General features: G+C 69.3%; 11 protein-coding genes and 4 tRNA genes. 8 read left to right on the top strand and 7 right to left on the bottom strand.

The window, feature by feature from the left end; genetic code table 11:
- Positions 1–922: 922 nt before the first annotated feature.
- From HUW46_RS38315 to HUW46_RS38330, 4 genes are all read left to right on the top strand, one after another.
- Positions 923–1717: a BPL-N domain-containing protein gene (locus HUW46_RS38315; protein WP_254125345.1), complete on the top strand. Its 795-nt coding sequence runs from the start codon at positions 923–925 to the stop codon at positions 1715–1717.
- Positions 1718–1819: 102 nt separating this feature from the next.
- Positions 1820–5764 carry a Pls/PosA family non-ribosomal peptide synthetase gene (locus HUW46_RS38320; RefSeq protein WP_254125347.1) on the top strand — a complete coding sequence of 1315 codons (3945 nt, stop codon included), beginning with the start codon at positions 1820–1822 and terminating at the stop codon, positions 5762–5764.
- A 34-nt stretch (positions 5765–5798) separates the two neighbouring features.
- Positions 5799–6758 carry an undecaprenyl-diphosphate phosphatase gene (locus tag HUW46_RS38325; protein ID WP_215543587.1) on the top strand — a complete coding sequence of 320 codons (960 nt, stop codon included), beginning with the start codon at positions 5799–5801 and terminating at the stop codon, positions 6756–6758.
- Between the two features lie 292 nt (positions 6759–7050).
- A complete protein-coding gene (locus HUW46_RS38330) occupies positions 7051–7413 on the top strand; it encodes a VOC family protein (protein WP_215543588.1) in 363 nt (120 codons plus the stop codon).
- 398 nt (positions 7414–7811) lie between these two features.
- Here the strand turns inward: HUW46_RS38330 and HUW46_RS38335 are convergent, their stop codons facing one another.
- The 5 genes from HUW46_RS38335 to HUW46_RS38355 form a co-directional block, all read right to left on the bottom strand.
- Complete coding sequence (locus tag HUW46_RS38335; protein WP_215543589.1) at positions 7812–8315, bottom strand: MarR family transcriptional regulator; 504 nt, start codon at positions 8313–8315, stop codon at positions 7812–7814.
- 297 nt (positions 8316–8612) lie between these two features.
- A tRNA-Val gene (locus tag HUW46_RS38340) sits at positions 8613–8684 on the bottom strand.
- Between the two features lies 1 nt (position 8685).
- Positions 8686–8756: transfer RNA gene (locus HUW46_RS38345), tRNA-Cys, on the bottom strand.
- Positions 8757–8781: 25 nt separating this feature from the next.
- Positions 8782–8854, bottom strand: a tRNA-Gly gene (locus HUW46_RS38350).
- Between the two features lie 124 nt (positions 8855–8978).
- A complete protein-coding gene (locus HUW46_RS38355; protein ID WP_020672550.1) occupies positions 8979–9404 on the bottom strand; it encodes an SsgA family sporulation/cell division regulator in 426 nt (141 codons plus the stop codon).
- Positions 9405–9818: 414 nt separating this feature from the next.
- On the opposite strand from HUW46_RS38355, the gene HUW46_RS38360 reads away from it, so the two are divergent.
- Together HUW46_RS38360 and HUW46_RS38365 are read left to right on the top strand one after the other, a co-directional pair.
- A tRNA-Val gene (locus tag HUW46_RS38360) sits at positions 9819–9890 on the top strand.
- Positions 9891–10784: 894 nt separating this feature from the next.
- Positions 10785–12290: a sugar transferase gene (locus HUW46_RS38365; protein WP_215543590.1), complete on the top strand. Its 1506-nt coding sequence runs from the start codon at positions 10785–10787 to the stop codon at positions 12288–12290.
- A gap of 77 nt (positions 12291–12367) precedes the next feature.
- Here HUW46_RS38365 and HUW46_RS38370 read toward each other — a convergent pair whose 3' ends face one another.
- Positions 12368–13507, bottom strand: coding sequence for a glycosyltransferase family 4 protein (locus HUW46_RS38370; protein WP_254125349.1), 1140 nt, complete (start codon positions 13505–13507; stop codon positions 12368–12370).
- The gene (locus tag HUW46_RS38375; protein ID WP_254125351.1) at positions 13504–14778 is read right to left on the bottom strand and encodes an O-antigen ligase family protein; all 1275 of its coding nucleotides are present in this window, start codon (positions 14776–14778) and stop codon (positions 13504–13506) included. Before HUW46_RS38375 ends, HUW46_RS38370 begins: the two co-directional genes overlap by 4 nt.
- Positions 14779–14972: 194 nt before the next feature.
- On the opposite strand from HUW46_RS38375, the gene HUW46_RS38380 reads away from it, so the two are divergent.
- Both HUW46_RS38380 and HUW46_RS38385 read left to right on the top strand, forming a co-directional pair.
- Entirely contained in the window at positions 14973–16088 is a 1116-nt protein-coding gene (locus HUW46_RS38380) for a DUF1972 domain-containing protein (protein ID WP_254126689.1), read from the top strand.
- A gap of 79 nt (positions 16089–16167) precedes the next feature.
- Positions 16168–17844, top strand: a complete 1677-nt coding sequence (locus tag HUW46_RS38385) for a delta-60 repeat domain-containing protein (protein WP_215543592.1) — start codon at positions 16168–16170, stop codon at positions 17842–17844.
- Positions 17845–17865 lie beyond the last annotated feature (21 nt).

Below are 17865 nucleotides of genomic sequence, written 5' to 3' on the forward strand. Positions count from 1 at the left end.
CGTGGTGCCGGAGAGGGCACGGGCCGCGGCTGCTCGGTAGCGGGTAGGTCACCAGGATCGCGGCGGGGCCGAGTTGCTTTTCGGCGCGAGCACGCCGGGTTGGATCGACGCCGGGCTCAGCTTGAGCCACAGTTTCGCGCCGTTGACCTCGGGCAGTCCGAGCTGACCCGGTGCGTCGCGTTCAGGTCGGTGGCGAGCATTCCAGTCGAGACCGAAATCAGCGCGAGAGCCGGGGCGGTCATTTCGGTACGGCGTGAACGAATTGTCGTCGGTTGCCCGGAGAGTCGGGAATCCACCAAACCAGGACAGCGCCGTTGTCGTGTTCTCGCGGTGAGGTCGATCGTGAACACACGTCGTCGTCACCCGGCAGTGTGGCGTGGGCCGCAGAACGTACGTGCTTTTTCTGTTTCTCAGCGTCCTCACAGCGATGGGCGGGAAAGGTGCCCCGTGCCCTGCTGGGGCGGTCTGCCAAACACGAGGTTGTCGAGGAAGAACACGCTCTCATGCTCATGATCAGGCGCCGACGTGCCTGCGATTTCGATGGAGTCCTGTTCCGCATAGCGACCAGGTCCGTGCGTCGAACGCGACGAAAACCCCGTACCCGGGCGCGATGCGTGACAAAGGTGTTTCGACCTCGGTGGCAGGGACCGGTACACCTCCGCGATGCGCGGGGCGAACACGCGTTTCATCTTTTATCGGACATTTTCCACCGGCATTTGCGAGTCGAGTCGAGGCGGCCGCGGCCAGTCAATCTGACCCGGGAGCACGAGAACCGCGACATCCGCGCCCTGGTCGGCGCGTTCCGTTTCGTCCAGCTGTCCCGGGACGGATCCGACTGGGGCGAACAGGAATGGTGGGCGGTCGCCGGGGTGGGACGGGGCAGGGCGATCCAGCCCGGCCGTTGTGGAACAGGACCTCGCGCGTGAGCGCGTCTTCTCGCCGCTGGATGCTGCGCCAGATGGCGTTGGTCGTCGTGTCGGCCGTGTCGTGCGCGAGGAGTCCGGGCGAGCCCCGGGAGCGGACTGCCCGTACCGTGCCGCCCGCGCCGAAGACGTCGCCGATCGCACTGGTGTACCGGGGGCCTGCGACGACCCCTGATTGCGCTGAGTCCATCGCGGACCTGGTGCGCGCCACCGCGTGGCGGTTCGATGTCCGTTTCGCCGGCCCGGACGAGGCGACGCCCGTGACGCGCGAGGCGCTCGATACCGCGGCGCTCTACGTTCAGCCGGGTGGCGGCGGGCTCGACGCGGCTTTCGAGCACCTGCGCGCCCACGTGTCGGATGTCCGCGGCTATGTCTGGTCGGGCGGGCGTTATCTGGGAATTTGCCTCGGCGGATATCTCGCGGGCAGTGACCCCGGGTTCGCCCTGGTGCCCGGTGGCGCCGACCGGTACATCGATTCCCCTGGCGCGACCATCGACAGCGAAGCCGACACGGTCGTGCGGGTGAGCTGGCGTGGCCGTGGCCGGTACCTGTACTTCCAGGACGGCCCGTGTTTCCCGTTGCCGTCGAGCGCGCCCGGCGCGGAGGTGCTCGCGACCTATCCGAACGGTGTGCCCGCCGCGGTGCTCGCTTCGTACGGTGCCGGGCGGGTCGCGGTCGTGGGCCCGCACCCGGAAGCCACCGCCGACTGGTACGCCGACGCCGACCTGGTGAACCCGGCCGGTATCGATCCCGCCCCCGGCTACGACCTGATCGACGGGCTGATGCGGCCGTGACCCGGCGGCCCCGCCGGACGGCGATCCCGACCGGTGCCCGCCTGGCGTTTCGCGCCCGGCACCGACGTGGAAACGACACGTTTCGAGTAAAGGATATTTCCCGTGGTTGACAGAGTAGACGTGCACTCGCGCGGTTCGGCGTTTCTCGGCACGGTGCGCATGGAGCGCGGCACGAGGCGCCTGAACCACGTCTTCGAAGCCAGCTGCGATTCCACTCCGGACGCGATCGCGGTGGAATGCGACGGCGAGCACGTGACGTACCGCGAACTGGATCAGCGGGCGAACCGCCTGGCGCATCTGCTGATCGACTGCGGTGTGGCGAGCGGGTCGCGGGTGGGGATCCTGTTGCACCGCTCGATGGAGCTGTATGTCGCGTTGCTGGCCACGCTGAAGGCGGGCGCCGTGTTCGTGCCGATCGACCCGTCCTCGCCCGCGGACCGGATCGACTACATCGCGGGCGATTGCGGCATCAGCCTCGTTCTGTCCACATCGGACTTCGAGTCGGCGGCGTCGGGATTGTCCTGTTCAGTGCTCCGGTTGGACAATCTCACCGTGGCCCGCGCGGCGGCCGCGTCGTCGCGCCCGTATGTCAGGGAGGACGAGGACCGGGTCTGCTACGTCATCTACACCTCCGGGTCGACCGGCCGTCCGAAAGGGGTCGAGGTCGGGCAGGAGAGCATCTGCAACTTCCTCGACGTCGTGCCGGACATCTACGGCGTCACCAGCAGCGACCGGGTGTATCAGGGGATGACCGTCGCGTTCGACTTCTCCATCGAGGAGATCTGGCCCACCTGGGCACGCGGCGCGACACTGGTCGCCGGGCCCACGGACTCCCGCCGAATCGGCAGCGGCCTGGCCGGATTCCTCCACGACAACCGCGTCACCGTGGTGTACTGCACGCCCACCGTGCTCGCCACGATCGACCAGGATCTCCCACGGGTACGCACCCTGATCGTCGGTGGCGAGGCGTGTCCGGCGGAACTGGTGCACCGCTGGAGCGGCCCGGGGCGCCGGATGCTGAACACCTACGGCCCGACCGAGGCCACGGTCACCGCGACCTGGTGCGAACTCGTCCCCGGCCGCGCGGTCACCATCGGACGCCCGCTGCCGACGTATCACCTCACCCTGCTCGACACCGGGCTGCGGCCCGTTCCCGACGGCGAGATCGGCGAGATCTGCATCGGCGGTGTCGGGGTCGCCCGCCGTTACGTAGGGCGGCCCGACCTCACCGCCGAGCGGTTCCTCGACGACCCGCGCATCACCGGCGGCGGGCGCCTCTACCGTACGGGTGATCTGGGGCGCCGACTGCTCGACGGCGACATCGAATACCTGGGCCGGGCCGACAGCGAGGTGAAGGTCCGCGGTCACCGGGTGGATCTGCAGGAGATCGAGAGCGTCATGCTGGAGGATCCCGCGGTGAGCGCCGCGGCGGTCACCCAGAACGCCACCGGCGACCTGATCGCCTACCTCGCCAGTCCAGGCGCCGATCGTGGCGAGGTCACCTCCCGGTTGTCCGACCGGCTGCGGGCGCGCCTGCCGCAGTACATGGTTCCCGCGTTCGTGGAGTTCGTGGCGGCGCTGCCGTTGATGCCCAGCGGCAAGGTCGACCGCACCAGCCTGCCCGCCCCGTCGGGGACGCGGTTGATCAGTCCCGGTGGCGAGATCACCGCGCCGCGGGGCGAGGCCGAGACCGCGATCGCCGCGGTGTGGGCGAACGAATTCGGTCTGGAACAAGGGAAACTGTCGGTCGACGCGGACTTCTTCCTCGACCTCGGCGGGCACTCGCTGCTGGCGGCGCGCACCGCCTCGGCGCTCCGCCGCCTCGAGTTCACCTCCGGTGTCTCGATCGCCGACATCTACGCCCATCCCACGGTCCGCGGTCTCGCCGGTTCCCTCGGCAACACCGACCCCACCGCGACGGCGGCTCCGGACCGGCCGGCGCCCCGGCAAGACAGGTCCGCGCGCGTCGTCGGGGTGGGTGCGAGCCAATTCACGAGCCTGTACCTGATGCTCGCGCTGTTCGGGGCCCCGGTGGCCGTCGTACTCGGGGTCAACCACGGCGTGCTTTCGGCCGCGGTGATCTGGCAACTGGTACTCGTCGTACCGGCTACTCTGCTACTGGGCAGACTGATCGTGCCGGTACTGGGTGTCCGGCTGCTCTCCGGCGGGCTCGCACCCGGGACGTATCCTTTGTGGAGCCGCATGTACGTGCGATTGTGGCTCCTGCAAGGGTTTCTCGCGATGGCTCCGCTGGGCACCCTCAGCGGCAGTCCGCTGCTACCCGGATACCTGCGGCTGCTCGGCGCCCGTGTCGGCCGGCGCTGCCACATCGCGACCGGAGCACTCCCCGTACCGGCGCTGCTCGACCTCGGCGACGATGCCAGCATCGGTTACGGCGCACAACTGCACTGTTCTTCGGTCGCGCACGGGTGGGTGACGATCGGGCCGGTCGCGGTCGGGGCCCGCGCCTTCGTCGGCGCCAACGCCGTCCTCGAGCCCGGATCCCGGATCAGCGCGGACGCTTCCCTGGCCGACATGGCGATCGCCACCACCGGTCAGGTCATCCCGGCCGGCGAGCACTGGGCCGGATCACCGTCCACGCGCCAGGACCGGGCGGACCCCCTGCTGCAGGAGATGCGCTCCCGGCACAGCCCGGAGCCGTCCCGGGCACTGCGCGCGGGATACCTCGCCGTCGCACTCGCCGTCGAACTGCTGCCGCTGCTGCTCGCGGCACCGGCCGTGGCGCTGGGAAGTTGGGCGCTGGTCGCCGCCGGGCCCACCGCGGGCCTGCTCGTGTCGCTGCTCGCCGGGCCCGTCTTCGTCGTGTCGAGCTGCCTGCTGATCGCGGCGGTCAAACGACTGGTGCTGCGCACCACGCCCACCGGGATCCACCCCGTCGCCTCGGGTCTCGGGCTGCGCAAATGGGTCATCGACAAGCTCCTGCAGACCAGCCTCACGGTCACCAATTCGCTGTACTCGACGCTCTACACGAGTGCGTGGCTGCGCATGCTCGGCGCCCGCATCGGGCCGCGCGCCGAAGTGTCCACCGTGTCCCACCTGGATCCGGACCTGCTCACCCTCGGCGCGGAAAGCTTCGTCGCCGACATGGCCAGCGTCGGCGCCGCGACGCACTGCCACGGCCAGATCGCGCTCGGCCGCACCACCGTCGGCACGCGGTCGTTCATCGGCAACGCCGCGCTGCTGCGCTCCGGTTCCTCGACCGGTGACGAGTCGCTCGTCGGCGTGCACACCATCGCCCCCGCGGACGGAGTGCCCGGCGGCACGTCCTGGCTCGGCTCACCCGGCATCCGGCTGCCGCGCAGGCAGGACAGCGGCCAGTTCGACGACGCACTGACCTTCCGGCCCCGGCGGGCGCAGGTGTGCGAACGCCTGCTCATCGAGTTCTTCCGGATCGTGGTGCCCGGTTCCCTGATCGGCACCATGGCCTACCTGGTCCTGCTCGGGGAAGCCTGGGCGGCACGCACCGTCACGCCCCTCGCGCTCGTCGCGCTCGCGCCCGCAGTCGCGCTTCTCGGCGGTCTCGCCACGGTACTGGCGGTCGCCGCCGTGAAATGGGTTGTCGTCGGACGGTACCGGCCCCGGGTCGAACCCCTGTGGAGCCGGTTCGTCCGGCGCACTGAGTTCGTCACCGCCCTCTACGAGACCGCCGCCGTCCCCGCCCTTTTGGGAATGCTCTCCGGCACCCCCATGCTGGGACCACTCCTGCGGGTTTTCGGCGCCACGGTGGGCAAACGGAGCTGGATCGCCACGACCTACCTCACCGAATTCGACCTCGTGCGCCTCGGCGACGACGTGACCGTCGGCCCCGGAACATCACTGCAGACCCACCTGTTCGAAGACCGGGTCATGAAGATGTCGACCCTCGCGCTGAACCAGGGCGCCAGTGTCGGCGCCCGGTGCGTGGTCCTCTACGACAGCGTCGTCGCCGAGAACGCCGAGGTGACCGCGCTGTCGCTGGTCATGAAAGGCGAACGACTGCCGGAAAACACCCGCTGGCACGGAATTCCCAGCAGAACGATCCCGTGACACCGCCGCGACAGTTCCCACCGAAAGGCATTTCATGTCCGGAATAAGCTATTTCGAAGCGGTCGTCGTGGGCGCGCTCCAAGGAGTATCGGAACTGTTCCCGGTGTCCAGCCTGGGACACAGTGTGCTGCTACCCGCACTCGTCGGCGGACAATGGGCCGCCGATCTGAGCATGGGCAAGGACTCGGCTTACCTCGCGGTCCTCGTCGCGATGCACGTGGCGACCGCGCTCGCGCTCGTCGCGTTCTTCTGGCGCGACTGGTACCGCGTCCTCACGGGCTTGGTCACCTCGATCCGGTACCGCCGGATCGACACCTCCGACGAACGCCTCGCGTGGCTGCTGGTCCTCGCGACGATCCCGGTCGGGCTGGCCGGCCTGCTCCTGGAGAGCACCGTCCGCGACTACCTCGGCTTGCCGATCCCCGCCGCGATCTTCCTGACGCTCAACGGAATCGTCCTGTACACCGTCGAACGCCTCACCCGCCCCCGCACCACGGCCTCGGCTCACCGGACCTCATCCTCGGCGCAGCACACCATCGACTTCTCGGCCGAGGAGACGATGCCGCTGCGCGTCCTGACCGACGGCGAACTCTCCGACCGGCGCCTCGCACGACTCGGCACCGGCAGCGCGATCGCGATCGGCGCCGCCCAGATCCTGGCCCTGCTGCCCGGAATCAGCCGCTCGGGCATCACGATGGTCGCTGGCCTCCGAAAAGGACTCAGCCACGAGGACGCGGCACGATTCGCGTTCCTGCTCGCCACTCCCGTGATCCTCGCCGCGGGCGTGCTGAAACTGCCGACCTTGTTCACCCCGGACCATCACGCGGTGCTCGGCCCGGCGCTGGCAGGCAGCCTGGTCGCCGGAGTGGCGTCCTACCTGTCGGTACGCTTCCTCACCTCGTACTTCGAAACACGCACCCTGACCCCCTTCGCGATCTACTGCACACTCGCGGGCCTGGGCAGCCTGCTGTATCTGACGCTACGAGCAGGCTGAGAAACCACGCCCGTCCAACAGTTCCGTTCCCGGCCCTGCTGTCGCACGGCCAGGGAATCAGTCGGCTCGGCCCGCCCGGCATCGCCGCCGCCTGGCATCGCGTGACCAGCACGGTCAGTGCATGTGGTTGTCCGCGGTGTGGGGGCTGATCGGTGCCGTGGCGAACCGTGGCGTCGTGTTCCTCGAGGCCGCCCAGCGGGTGAAGGGCTGGCCCTGGAAACGTCCTGGTGCCCGCCGCCTATGACCTCTCGTTTGGATCAGCTCGTCAGCGGCCTTCAACTACAGTGCGTACATGACAATCCGCCGCATCGTGCCCAACGTCGTCACCCAAGACATCGAGGAGAGCCGACGCTTCTACAGCGATTTCCTCGGCATGGACGTGCGCATGGACGAGCCAGGGTTCTTGATGCTCGCTTCGCCGGGTAATCCGACGGCGCAGATGACCGTGGTTTCCCCTACCGCAGACTCGTGGGACCCTCACACCTCCCGTTCGACCGTGGCGGTCGAAGTCGAAGACGTGGATGCCGCGTGCGCCGCGGCCGAGCGGCAGGGGTATCAGGTGGTCTATCCCCTTACCACGGAACCGTGGGGGATTCGTCGCTTCTTCGTTCGAGCACCCGACGGAAGTGTTATCAACGTCCACAGCCACGCCTGAGGGTGGGAGATGGGGAACACCCGTGACAGCCGGACCCGCACCCGTGGCGGTGGCTTGACCGGTGTCCAGATCCGAGGAGCGCGGTCCGACCTATCGGACGGCGACACGCGGCGGCCACGGCGGACGTAACGGTGCCACCAGCCACCGCGTGAGCACGCCGTAACGGTCGACGTATTCCTCCGCACGACCGCGGTTCGGGAACGTCAGCTGCTGCGCACCTCTTCACAGATGCAGGCCTCTCACCCAGATGACGGGGCAGGGGAATCGTTCAAGATCGCCGCGATCGCTGGTCGGCCTGGCGACGAGTCCTCCAGAGCCACGTCCGTCCATTGTGGTTGATGAGTGTATTGGCTGTTCGGGAATGAACCCGGGCGTACTTCCTTGGTGTCTACAGGACATCATCCTCGACTGGACGACTGTCCCGGAGGCGGTTTGGTGAGCGCGTGCTGCCAGTGGCGGGCGCGTTCGACGATGTCGTTGGTGAGCTGGTGGTGGAACCGGCTCAGCGCGTGAAGACGGGCACCGGCCGGAGTGGTGGGGCCGAGCAACGCGGATCCCCGGTGGGTGGCGTCGGCGAACTGGTGGTTTCGCTCAGCGCTGGCGAGGAATGCGTGGAACCATCCGTCGGAGTCGACAACGTACCGTTCGGCTCGTCCCCGGGTGCGCCGCTCGCGGCGGATCATCCGTTGGCCTTCGAGGTATCCGACGGATTTCGAAACCGATGCCGGGCTCACCCGCAGGCGCTGCCCTAGCTCGGCGGCGCTCATCCCGGTGGCGTCGCTGGTGAGCAGTGCGGCGAGCACTCGCGCGGACATGCCGGGCAGCCCGGTGCCGATCAGGGCCGTGGCCAGCCGCCGCTCGACGGCGAGGGCGGTTTCCGGGTCGCGCCGTGGGTGTCCCACCCTTTTCGCGCCGGGTTTTCGGTGCTGAGCACGCCGTTTCGTGGCTCGGTGGGCGGTGTCAGCGTCGTATCCGGCTCGGCGCGGCTGGGCCAGAAGACGAAGCACCCAACCGATTCCGGTGTGATGTCAGTCCATATCGAACACACAGTGGCCACGATCCCGACCAGACCACGCTGGGTCGAGAGCAACCGCACCGTGGGGGTCCGGGGGGGGGCTCGGCCCCGGGTGCGACAGCACACGAACACGGGAAAGGCCCCCCGGCGAAGCCGGGGGGCCTGAACACCATGAACCAGAGTGTGCGCGATACTGGGATTGAACCAGTGACCTCTTCCGTGTCAGGGAAGCGCTCTCCCGCTGAGCTAATCGCGCGAGGTGGAGACGGGATTCGAACCCGTGTACACGGCTTTGCAGGCCGTTGCCTCGCCTCTCGGCCACTCCACCGTGCAAGGCCCGAGAAGGCCTCCCGAGCGGACGACGGGACTCGAACCCGCGACCCTCACCTTGGCAAGGTGATGCGCTACCAGCTGCGCTACGTCCGCACTCCGCGATTTCCGGGTTTCGACCTGGTGTTCGTTCCCCGTCGTCGTGGTGTGGCAAAACCATATCGGACGCCCGATCGGGCCGTCACAGGGGGGTGGCTGTTCCGTGTCGCGAGGCCGAACATCAGCTCAAATCGTTCGGTATGAGGTGTGTGAGCGCGTCGTCGACGTCGACCCACAGGTGCTCGTTGCCCGGCAGTACGACGTCGTAGGTCCGGTCGAGGAAGTCGGCGAGCTCCTGGGCCGAGGCTTCGAACATCGCGTGCCCCGAGGGCGAGTTCAGTTCGATCAGGACGGACTCCGGGTCTTCGACCGACGGGCGGATCCGGACGTCCCCGTCACCGGCGTCGGCCAGCAGGCCGTCGGCCAGCAGGTCTCGTGCGTACACCCATTCGACCCAGCCCGCGCGGCCGGTGCGGAAGGCGGCGACCACCGCGTACGGGTCGCGGGTGTCGTATCGGAGCTCCACCTTGACCGGAACGGCCGGCGTCCGAGGCGCCAGCAGGTCGAAGACCGCCGTCGAGCGGAGCGTAACGTGATCGTTGCGCATCGTCGTACCCTTCGTCTCCCTTCACGGCCCAGGTTGACCGAGTTCTGCTGGTGAGACGCGCCGCGCCGCCGATTCGCTCGCGACTTTGCCGCAGATCACTCTTCTGGGCTCACTGCGGCCGCCCCAGACCATCATCACCCCTGTCTCGCGAGCCCCCGAGCTCGCCCCTGCTGAGGAGCTCCCGATCTCCATACTGACCGGTTCGGCGGCCGCGCGATAGCACCGTCAGGCGGATGTTGCACGCGTGTCTCCCGCACTCGCGCGCGAACGGGCACGCGGGCGTGCGCGAAGAACCTTCGCTAGCTCGCGCTTGTTCGCAGCGTGGCGGGCCGTGTGCGGATCGTGCCCGCCGATGAACCACCCGTTTGCCGGGCTCGAAAACGGGTCCGGTAGAGTCCTGACTCGTAAGGCCGAGGGCGATTAGCTCAGCGGGAGAGCACTTCGTTCACACCGAAGGGGTCACTGGTTCGATCCCAGTATCGCCCACCCGACGGCTTAGGCGGCTCATATCTGCGGAACGCGCAGATATGAGCCGTCTTTTGTGTTTCCTGGGGGTGCAACCCCCAGACCCCGCCCGGAGGGCTCCGCCCCCGGACCCCCAGTAGGCAGGCGTGTCCGGGTCGATGCGGCTTGCCGGGTGTGGCCGGGCACTGTTGGTGGCGGAGTCACCTTTGCTGGTGTGGGGCGTTGGACTGGTTGTCTGGGTGGTGTTTTTGTGGGGGAGGTGAGTGTCGTGGCCCGGATCCTTGGTGGGTGTGGGCGAGGTCACGGCCGGATTTCCACTGTGGGTGCTGGTCGGACCGGCATCCGGGTGATGAGGTGGGGAGTATCCACTGTGGACGCGAGCGGGCCGGGTCGCGGTCCACAGTGGAGTGAGCGCGGCCGGTCGCGCCGCGGCGGGCACCCGGGTGGGGCAACCGATGCCGCCACTCGGCAACGTGACTGAATTACCAGCTACATACGGTAGCTGTTTGCCCGAAGCCAACGCTCACCCTTTGTCACTCGTTTGTTATCGGAATGAGGTGAACGTGACCTCGATGTTCCTGTAGCCACACGATAAATCCGCCTGCCGGGCCTCTGTAACGCTGTCGTCAGAGGGACCGATACCACCGCATGTATTGCGCTGTTGACTACTGAACGTATACCGGGATTGATTACTCTGCGTTGTCAAGATCGAGCCGAGCCCGGTGCCGTCGGCGGTCGTTCCACAACAGCCCGGATCACCTGGCAAACCGCTACCACCGTTCGCACGGTGGTACGGACAACCGCGTCACCAGCATTACGGTTTTCACTGCACGACCGCGGCGCTGAAGCACTACGGCACCGAGACCCGACTGCACTGTCCTGATGCGTCACCGAGCGAAGGATCTGGGAGGTCCGATGGAAGAGTCGGTGCGGCCCCTGAAGACGGAGGACCCCGTCGCGCACCTCGACCTCCCACCTGCCCCGACGCCGCCGTCGCCACGACGGGCCACCGGGTCCGATCGGACGCCCTCCACCGCGTGGGAGGGCCGCTACCGCGCCTGGGTCATCGCCAGCGACCTGGCCGCGACCCTCGTCGTCATCGTGGTCAGCGCCGCGATCATCGACGGGCTCGCTCTCAACCACCTGCACGCGCTCGGCACCGCGCTCGCCGTCATGGTCGCGCTGCCCGCGAACCGCGCGTGGCACCAGCAACTCCTCGGCGAAGGCGCGGAGGAGTTCCGCCGCCTCGGCAGGGGACTGGTCGCCGCCGCCGTGCTCGTCGCGCTGGGCGGGCTCCTCTTCGGAGCGCTCGACGTGCAGCCCTGGGTGTTCGTCGTGGTGCCCGCGATCGCCGCGCTCGCCTTCCCCCAGCGGTACGTCCTGCGCCGCGTGCTGCACCACCGGCGCCGTCGCGGCCGTTGCCTGCTTCCCGTGATGGCGGCGGGCGATCCCGCCACCGTCGGCGACCTGATCGCCCGCACGAAGCTCGAGTCGCATGTGGGCTGGCGCGTGGAAGCGGTGTGCACGAGCGACGGTTCCGCGGGCGCAGCGGGTGACGGAGAGGTCGGCGGCGTCCCGGTGGTCGGGCGGCTCGGCGACCTCGCCGACCACGTGCGCCGCGGCGGCTACCGCGTCGTCGCCGTGACCGCGGACCAGTACTGGACGCCGAAACGCCTGCAGCAGCTCGCCTGGGACCTCGAAGGCACCAAGGCCGAACTCGTCGTCGCGCCAGTGCTGATGGAGGTGGCGGGTCCCCGGCTCAACGTGTCCGGTGTGTTCGGGATGCCGCTGCTGCGGGTCACCGCGCCGAAGTTCACCGGCGGACGCAGGTTCGTCAAGGCCGTGGTGGACAGGGTGGTCTCGGCGGCGCTGCTCGTCGCGTTTTCCCCGCTGCTGCTGCTGATCGCGCTCGCGATCAAGCTCGGCGATCGCGGCCCGGCGATCTACCGCCAGCGCCGCGTCGGCCGCGACGGCGACACGTTCACCATGCTCAAGTTCCGGACCATGGTGCGCGACGCCGACCAGGTGCGCTCGAAACTGGTGCAGGCCAACGAAGGCGCGGGCCCGCTGTTCAAGATGCGCAAGGACCCGCGCGTGACGAGGGTCGGCTCGGTGCTGCGCCGCTACTCGCTCGACGAGCTGCCCCAGCTGTTGAACGTCCTCAGTGGACACATGTCGCTGGTGGGCCCGCGCCCCCCGTTGCCGGAGGAGACCGAGAGCTACGAGCGCGACGCGCGCCGCCGTCTGCTGGTGAAGCCGGGGGTGACCGGGCTGTGGCAGGTCAGCGGGCGCAGCGATCTCAGCTGGGCGGAAAGCATCCGCCTCGACCTCCGCTACGTCGAGGACTGGTCGCTCGCGCTCGACGTCGTGATCCTCTGGAAGACCGCGCGCGCGGTGATCGGCGGCGCGGGCGCCTACTAGAGACTGTTTCGAAGTGCTTTGCGTGGCGGTGCCGGTGGCTTGCCCACTCAAGTGGCTCCGCCACTTCAATACACGACCTAGCGGGCCACCGCTTCGACGACGGCGCGGATCTCGTCCCGGTACCGCGCCGGGGCGAAGCGTTCGGCCGCGACCTCGCGCGCCTTGTCCGCGCGGGTCGCGGTGGCGGCCCAGTCGGAGAGCAGGTCCTCGATCGCGTCGGCGAGCGAGGCGGCGTCGCCCGCCGCGGTCACGGGGCCCCACCGGCCGTCTTCGACCGTTTCCGGCAGGCCGTGCGCGTCGGAGACCACCACCGGCACACCGGCGAGCTGCGCTTCGATCGCGGTGTTGCCGAAGGGTTCGATCCGTGACGGCACGAGTGCGATGTCGGCGTCCGAATAGGACTGCCACACCTCGGCGCGGAACCCGCGCCACCGCACCGCGGCCTCGCACCCGGCGGCCAGCACCGCTTCGCGCACCTGCCGTTCGAACCATTCCCAGCCGGGGAAAACCGATCCGACGAGGTCGAGCGTGACGTCGTGGCCACGAGCCCGCAGCAGGGCGAGCGCCGCGACCGCGACGTCGGTGCCCTTGCGCGGCGAGATCCGTCCGACGAGGACGAGGCGAACCGGGTCCTTCGGCGCGGCCGCGGGGGAAGCCGGTGACGCCGGGCCGCGCACGCCGTTGTAGACGAGCGTGATCCGCCCGCCGAGGCGCCGCAGTGAGTTTCGCACCACTTCGGCGGTGGCCCTGCTGTTCACCACCACGCGGTCGGCGGCGAGCAGGGGCGCGGCGAGTCCGAGCCGCACCGGTTTCGCGACACCGTCCTCCGCCTCGTGGACGTGCGCCACGACCGGGATCCGGCGCGCGCGGGCCATCGCGAGCCACAGCGGAACCGTCACCGTGTTGACGTAGACGACGTCGGGGTCGAGCACGCGGAGCAGGTGCCACATCGGGCCGGACGACCGCTTCGCGAGACCGAGCAGGCGCGCGAAACCCAACGGCCGCAACGCTTCCTTGCGCAGCACCGGCGCCGGGCACACCGAGACGCGCGCGCCGGCGCGCTCCAGTTCGGCGACGAGCGGGCCGGGTGCCGGGACGGTCGCCACGACGTCCCAGCCGTCCTCGGCCAGCGCGGTCACCGATTCGAGGAAGACCCGGTCCGAGCCGTACAGCTCGGCGGATCCGTGTGCCATCAGCGCCGTGCGCCGCGCGGTCATCCGGTCGCCTTCCTGGCCAGCGAAAGCCAGGCCACCAGTACGAAGAGCCAGGTGCACAGGACGTTCGCGGGGGCGCCGAGCCCTTCGACGAACACGGAGTTGGCGAGCAGCGCGAACACCAGCGCGAGCAGGATCGTGCGATCGGCGGAGGGCCCGCCGTGGTGCCGGAGGCGGTGCGCGGTCAGCAGCATGCACCCCAGCAGCGCGAGCCACGCGAGCGCGCCCAGCAGCCCGGTGTCCACCAGCAGGTTGACGAGTGCGTTGTGGCCGCCGCCGAGCCCGATCTGGTCGAGGAACAGCCCACGCGACGACGTGAGGCCGAAGCCGTAGAGGGGGTGTTCGGCGAACCGTTCGAACGCGAAGCCCCAGAGGTTGGTGCGCGAGTTCAGGGTCGCGAGCCGGGCCGCGGACTCGCCGCGTGCGAAGAAGTCCTCGATCGCCGACGACGTGGTGAGGGCCACCGCGATCAGCGCGACCGCGCCCACCACGCCGACTTCGACCTTGCGCTGGCCGCGCCACCGGGTCCAGACCAGTACGAGCACGCCGACGATCGCGCCCAGCACGGCACCGCGCGTCTTGGTCGCGACGAGACCGGCCGCGCACACCGCGAACAGCGCGACGTACACCGGTAGCCGCCAGCGCGGGCCCGCGCGGTCGAGGCCGGTGGTGATCGCGTACCCGGCCATCAGCACGGTCGCGACCGCGAGCATCGCGCCCGCCTGCACCGGGTGGACGTAGAGCCAGGTGAACCGGCCCTTCTGGGTGTGCAGCTGGGGAAAGCGCACGACGAAGCCGAAGCACACCGACGCCGCCATCAGGACCGCGTACCCGTGCGCGATCCGGTGCGGCGCACCCGCGTCGCAGTGCCGCGCGATCGACCGCGCGAGCGCCAGCACGATGACGACCTGCGCCGCGCGGACGAGCGCGAGCTGGAAATAGGGGGAGTACAGCGCGGAACCGGCGAGCACGATCGCGTAGGCGTAGGCGAGCCAGGTGAGCAGGTCGGCGCGCCGGGTGCGGACCGAGGGCCGGAACTTCACGAACAGGAAGCACGCCACCGCCGCGTACAGCGCGATCTCGAGCAGGACGAACGGGTCGGCGTTGCCGGAGACGGCCTGGTCGTTGGCGCGGAGCCGGAACTTGAAGTCGCTGGCCACCACCAGTGCGAGCACGCACCACACCGGCCAGGCCGGCTTCGCCTCGGCGCGGGTGCCGTCGATGCCGATCGGTGCACGGGTCGCGCTGGTCAGTTTCCCGGTTCCTTTCACCACGGCTGTCCGCTGCCCGGCCGGTGCGCTGGGACAGTCCCCGTGGGCTTCGGGGGCAATCCCGCGAACGGAGTAGCGGCGGCCTCGGGTGTGCATAATACGATGCGGTGAATCACACGCAGGGCGCCGACCCCCACGGTGGCCCGGTGCCCGTTTTGACCGCGAGCGACCGATCGGTGACGATGCGAATTTCGATGATGGGCACGCGTGGGGTTCCCGCGCGCTACGGCGGTTTCGAAACCTGTGTCGAAGAAGTTGGTCAACGGCTCGCGAAACGCGGCCATGAAGTGGTTGTTTATTGTCGGCGGGTCGAGGGCGACACCGAGGAGCCACCGGCGGACCACCTCGGCATGAGCTTGATCACCTTGCCCGCGATGCGCCGGAAAACCCTGGAGACACTGAGCCATACCGCGTTGTCGGTGCGCGATGCACGCACCAGGCGGCCGGATGTCGCGTTCGTCTTCAACTCCGCGAACGCGCCGTTGCTGCCGCTGCTGCGGATGTGGCGAATTCCCGTGGTGACCCATGTGGACGGTCTCGAATGGAAGCGCGCCAAGTGGAATGGGGCCGGCCGCCGCTACTACCGCGCCGCGGAATCACTGGCCGTGCGCTGGTCGGACGCGTTGATCGCGGACGCGCGCGGTATTCAGGACTACTATTCCGACCGTTTCTCGGTGGCCACCGACTACATTCCGTACGGTGCGCCGAAACTGGGTGAAGTCGGGCACGACCTGATCGCCGAACTGGGGCTGACCCCCGGCGGGTACCACCTCGTGGTCGCCAGGTTCGAACCGGAGAACCACGTCGATCTCGCGGTCGAGGGGTACCGGGCCAGCGCGGCGGAACTCCCGCTCGTGGTGGTCGGGTCGGCACCGTACGCCGACGCCTACACCCGCAGGATCCGCCAGCTGGCGGGAACCGACGGGTCGGTGCGCCTGCTCGGCGGCGTCTGGGACCAGCTCCAGCTCGACCAGCTCTACGGCAACGCGCTGACCTACGTGCACGGCCATTCGGTCGGGGGCACGAACCCGTCGCTGCTGCGCGCGATGGGCGCGGGCACCGCGACCTCGGCGTTCGACGTGAACTTCAACCGGGAGGTGCTCGGCGAGCACGGCCGGTTCTTCGGTTCCGCCGCCGATCTCGCGGCCCTGTGCGAGGCGGCCGAAGCCGATCCCGAAGGCACTCGCCGTCGCGGCCGCGCGCAAGTCGCCACGCTCGACCGGTACGACTGGGAAAGCGTCGCCGACGCGTACGAGGCGCTGGCGGCGCGACTGGTCCGCACGGCACCCCGCAACAAGAGCCCCGACGAGTAGCACTCGCCGGTCGGTGGGCCCGCCCACCGCGTTTCTCCCTCCCCTCCCCGAAAATCCCCACCGATACGAAGGAACCCCCATGTCTTCTGCGCGAAGGCGGGCGAGCGCGACGGTCACCGCGATGGCGGCCGCTTCCCTCGCCGTGTCGCTCTCGTCGACCCCGGCGACGGCGGCCACCCCACTCCCGACCACGCTGGCCGCCGTCCCGCTGCCCAGCACGGTCACCGCGGGCGCGCTGCCCACCCCGCAGACCGACGGGATCGTGTTCTCGGTCGCCGTGGTCGGCAACACCGTCTACGCGGGCGGCCGCTTCACGAAGGCGCGTCCCGCCGGTGTCGCTCCCGGCGGGCCCGGTGAGGTCGTCCGGCACAACCTGCTGGCCTTCGACCTGACCACCGGCGCGCTGCTGCCGTGGGCGCCGATCGTTTCGGCGAGCACCACGCTGACCCGCGACCCCGGCCCGTACTGCACGAAGACCGGGACCTCGTCGTGGATCTGCGACTCGGTGTTCCGCATCAAGGGTTCCCCCGACGGCAAGAGCGTCTACGTGGTCGGCGACTTCGACAAGGTCGACGGGCAGTGGCGCTCGCGCGTCGCGCGCTTCGACGCCGCGTCGGGTGCGCTCGACCCGAACTTCAAGCCCGCTGTCGCGGGCCGGGTCAGGGGCATCTCGGTCACCCCGGACACCGTCTACCTGGGCGGCGGGTTCACCGCGGTGAACGGCACGCCCCGCACCCGGCTCGCCGCGGTCGGCCTTGACGGCGCGTTGAAGCCGTGGGCGCCGGCCGTCGACGCCGAGGTGTTCACGCTGCTGGCCGCGCCCGCGCAGGGCCGGGTGCTCGTCGGCGGCGCGTTCGACACCGTCAACGGCACCCGTCGCCACGGCATCACCGCCGTCGACGCGACCAGCGGCGTGAACGTGGCCTGGGGCCTCAAAACCCCGGGCACCGAGACCGTCACGGACATCGAGACCGACGGCAGCGGCGTCGCCTACTTCGGTGCCTACGACTACCAGGGCGGGTCGACCAGGCTCGAGGGCAGGACGGCGGTCGACATCGCGACGGGCCTGCCGAAGTGGTTCGACGGGTGCTACGGCGATACGCAGGCGGTGACGGTCAGCAACGGCGTGGTCTACAGCGCCTCGCACACCCACGACTGCGTCGCGATCAACGGCAACCCGGACAGCAGGCCGGCCTACTACCGGCTGGTGGCCGAATCTGCCGCGGCGACCGGGAAATCGACGGTGAACAGCAACATGGTCCGGGTCGGCGACCCGGTGCCCGAGATGCTGCCGTGGTTCCCGAACACCAACGGCGGGCCGGACACCAGCGTCTGGAAGGACGGCCCGTGGGCGATCGACTCGAACAGCCAGTACGTGGTCGTGGGCGGTGAATTCACCACGGTGAGCGGAAAACCGCAGCAGAGCCTGACCCGCTTCGCCGCGCGCGGGGTGCCCGGTGCGGTGAACAACGGCCCGCAGCAGACGCTGATGAAGGCACCGTCGCTGACCAAGAACAACGGCAACCCGGTGATCAGCTGGGGGAGCACCTGGGACGCGCAGAACTCGGACGTGACCTACCAGGTGTTCCGCACCGGCACGGCGGAGCCGATCTACACCGTGACGCAGCGTTCCCGGCCATGGGACCTGCCGAAGCTGAGCTTCACCGACCGCCAGGTGACCTCGGGGACCTACCGGATCAAGGCGATCGACGCCGACGGCACGGCCGTCTCCTCGCCGACCGCGACGATCGGCTGACACCGCCGCGCGGGCGCTCCG

Origin of the sequence: Amycolatopsis sp. CA-230715, assembly GCF_018736145.1 — a bacterium.
In the GTDB taxonomy this organism is placed as follows: domain Bacteria; phylum Actinomycetota; class Actinomycetes; order Mycobacteriales; family Pseudonocardiaceae; genus Amycolatopsis.

Coding starts and splice junctions, on each gene's coding strand:
- HUW46_RS38325 (WP_215543587.1), top strand. CDS start 5,799: ATGTCCGGAATAAGCTATTTCGAAGCGGTCGTCGTGGGCGCGCTCCAA.
- HUW46_RS38330 (WP_215543588.1), top strand. CDS start 7,051: ATGACAATCCGCCGCATCGTGCCCAACGTCGTCACCCAAGACATCGAG.
- HUW46_RS38355 (WP_020672550.1), bottom strand. CDS start 9,404: ATGCGCAACGATCACGTTACGCTCCGCTCGACGGCGGTCTTCGACCTG.
- HUW46_RS38365 (WP_215543590.1), top strand. CDS start 10,785: ATGGAAGAGTCGGTGCGGCCCCTGAAGACGGAGGACCCCGTCGCGCAC.
- HUW46_RS38370 (WP_254125349.1), bottom strand. CDS start 13,507: ATGACCGCGCGGCGCACGGCGCTGATGGCACACGGATCCGCCGAGCTG.
- HUW46_RS38380 (WP_254126689.1), top strand. CDS start 14,973: ATGGGCACGCGTGGGGTTCCCGCGCGCTACGGCGGTTTCGAAACCTGT.
- HUW46_RS38385 (WP_215543592.1), top strand. CDS start 16,168: ATGTCTTCTGCGCGAAGGCGGGCGAGCGCGACGGTCACCGCGATGGCG.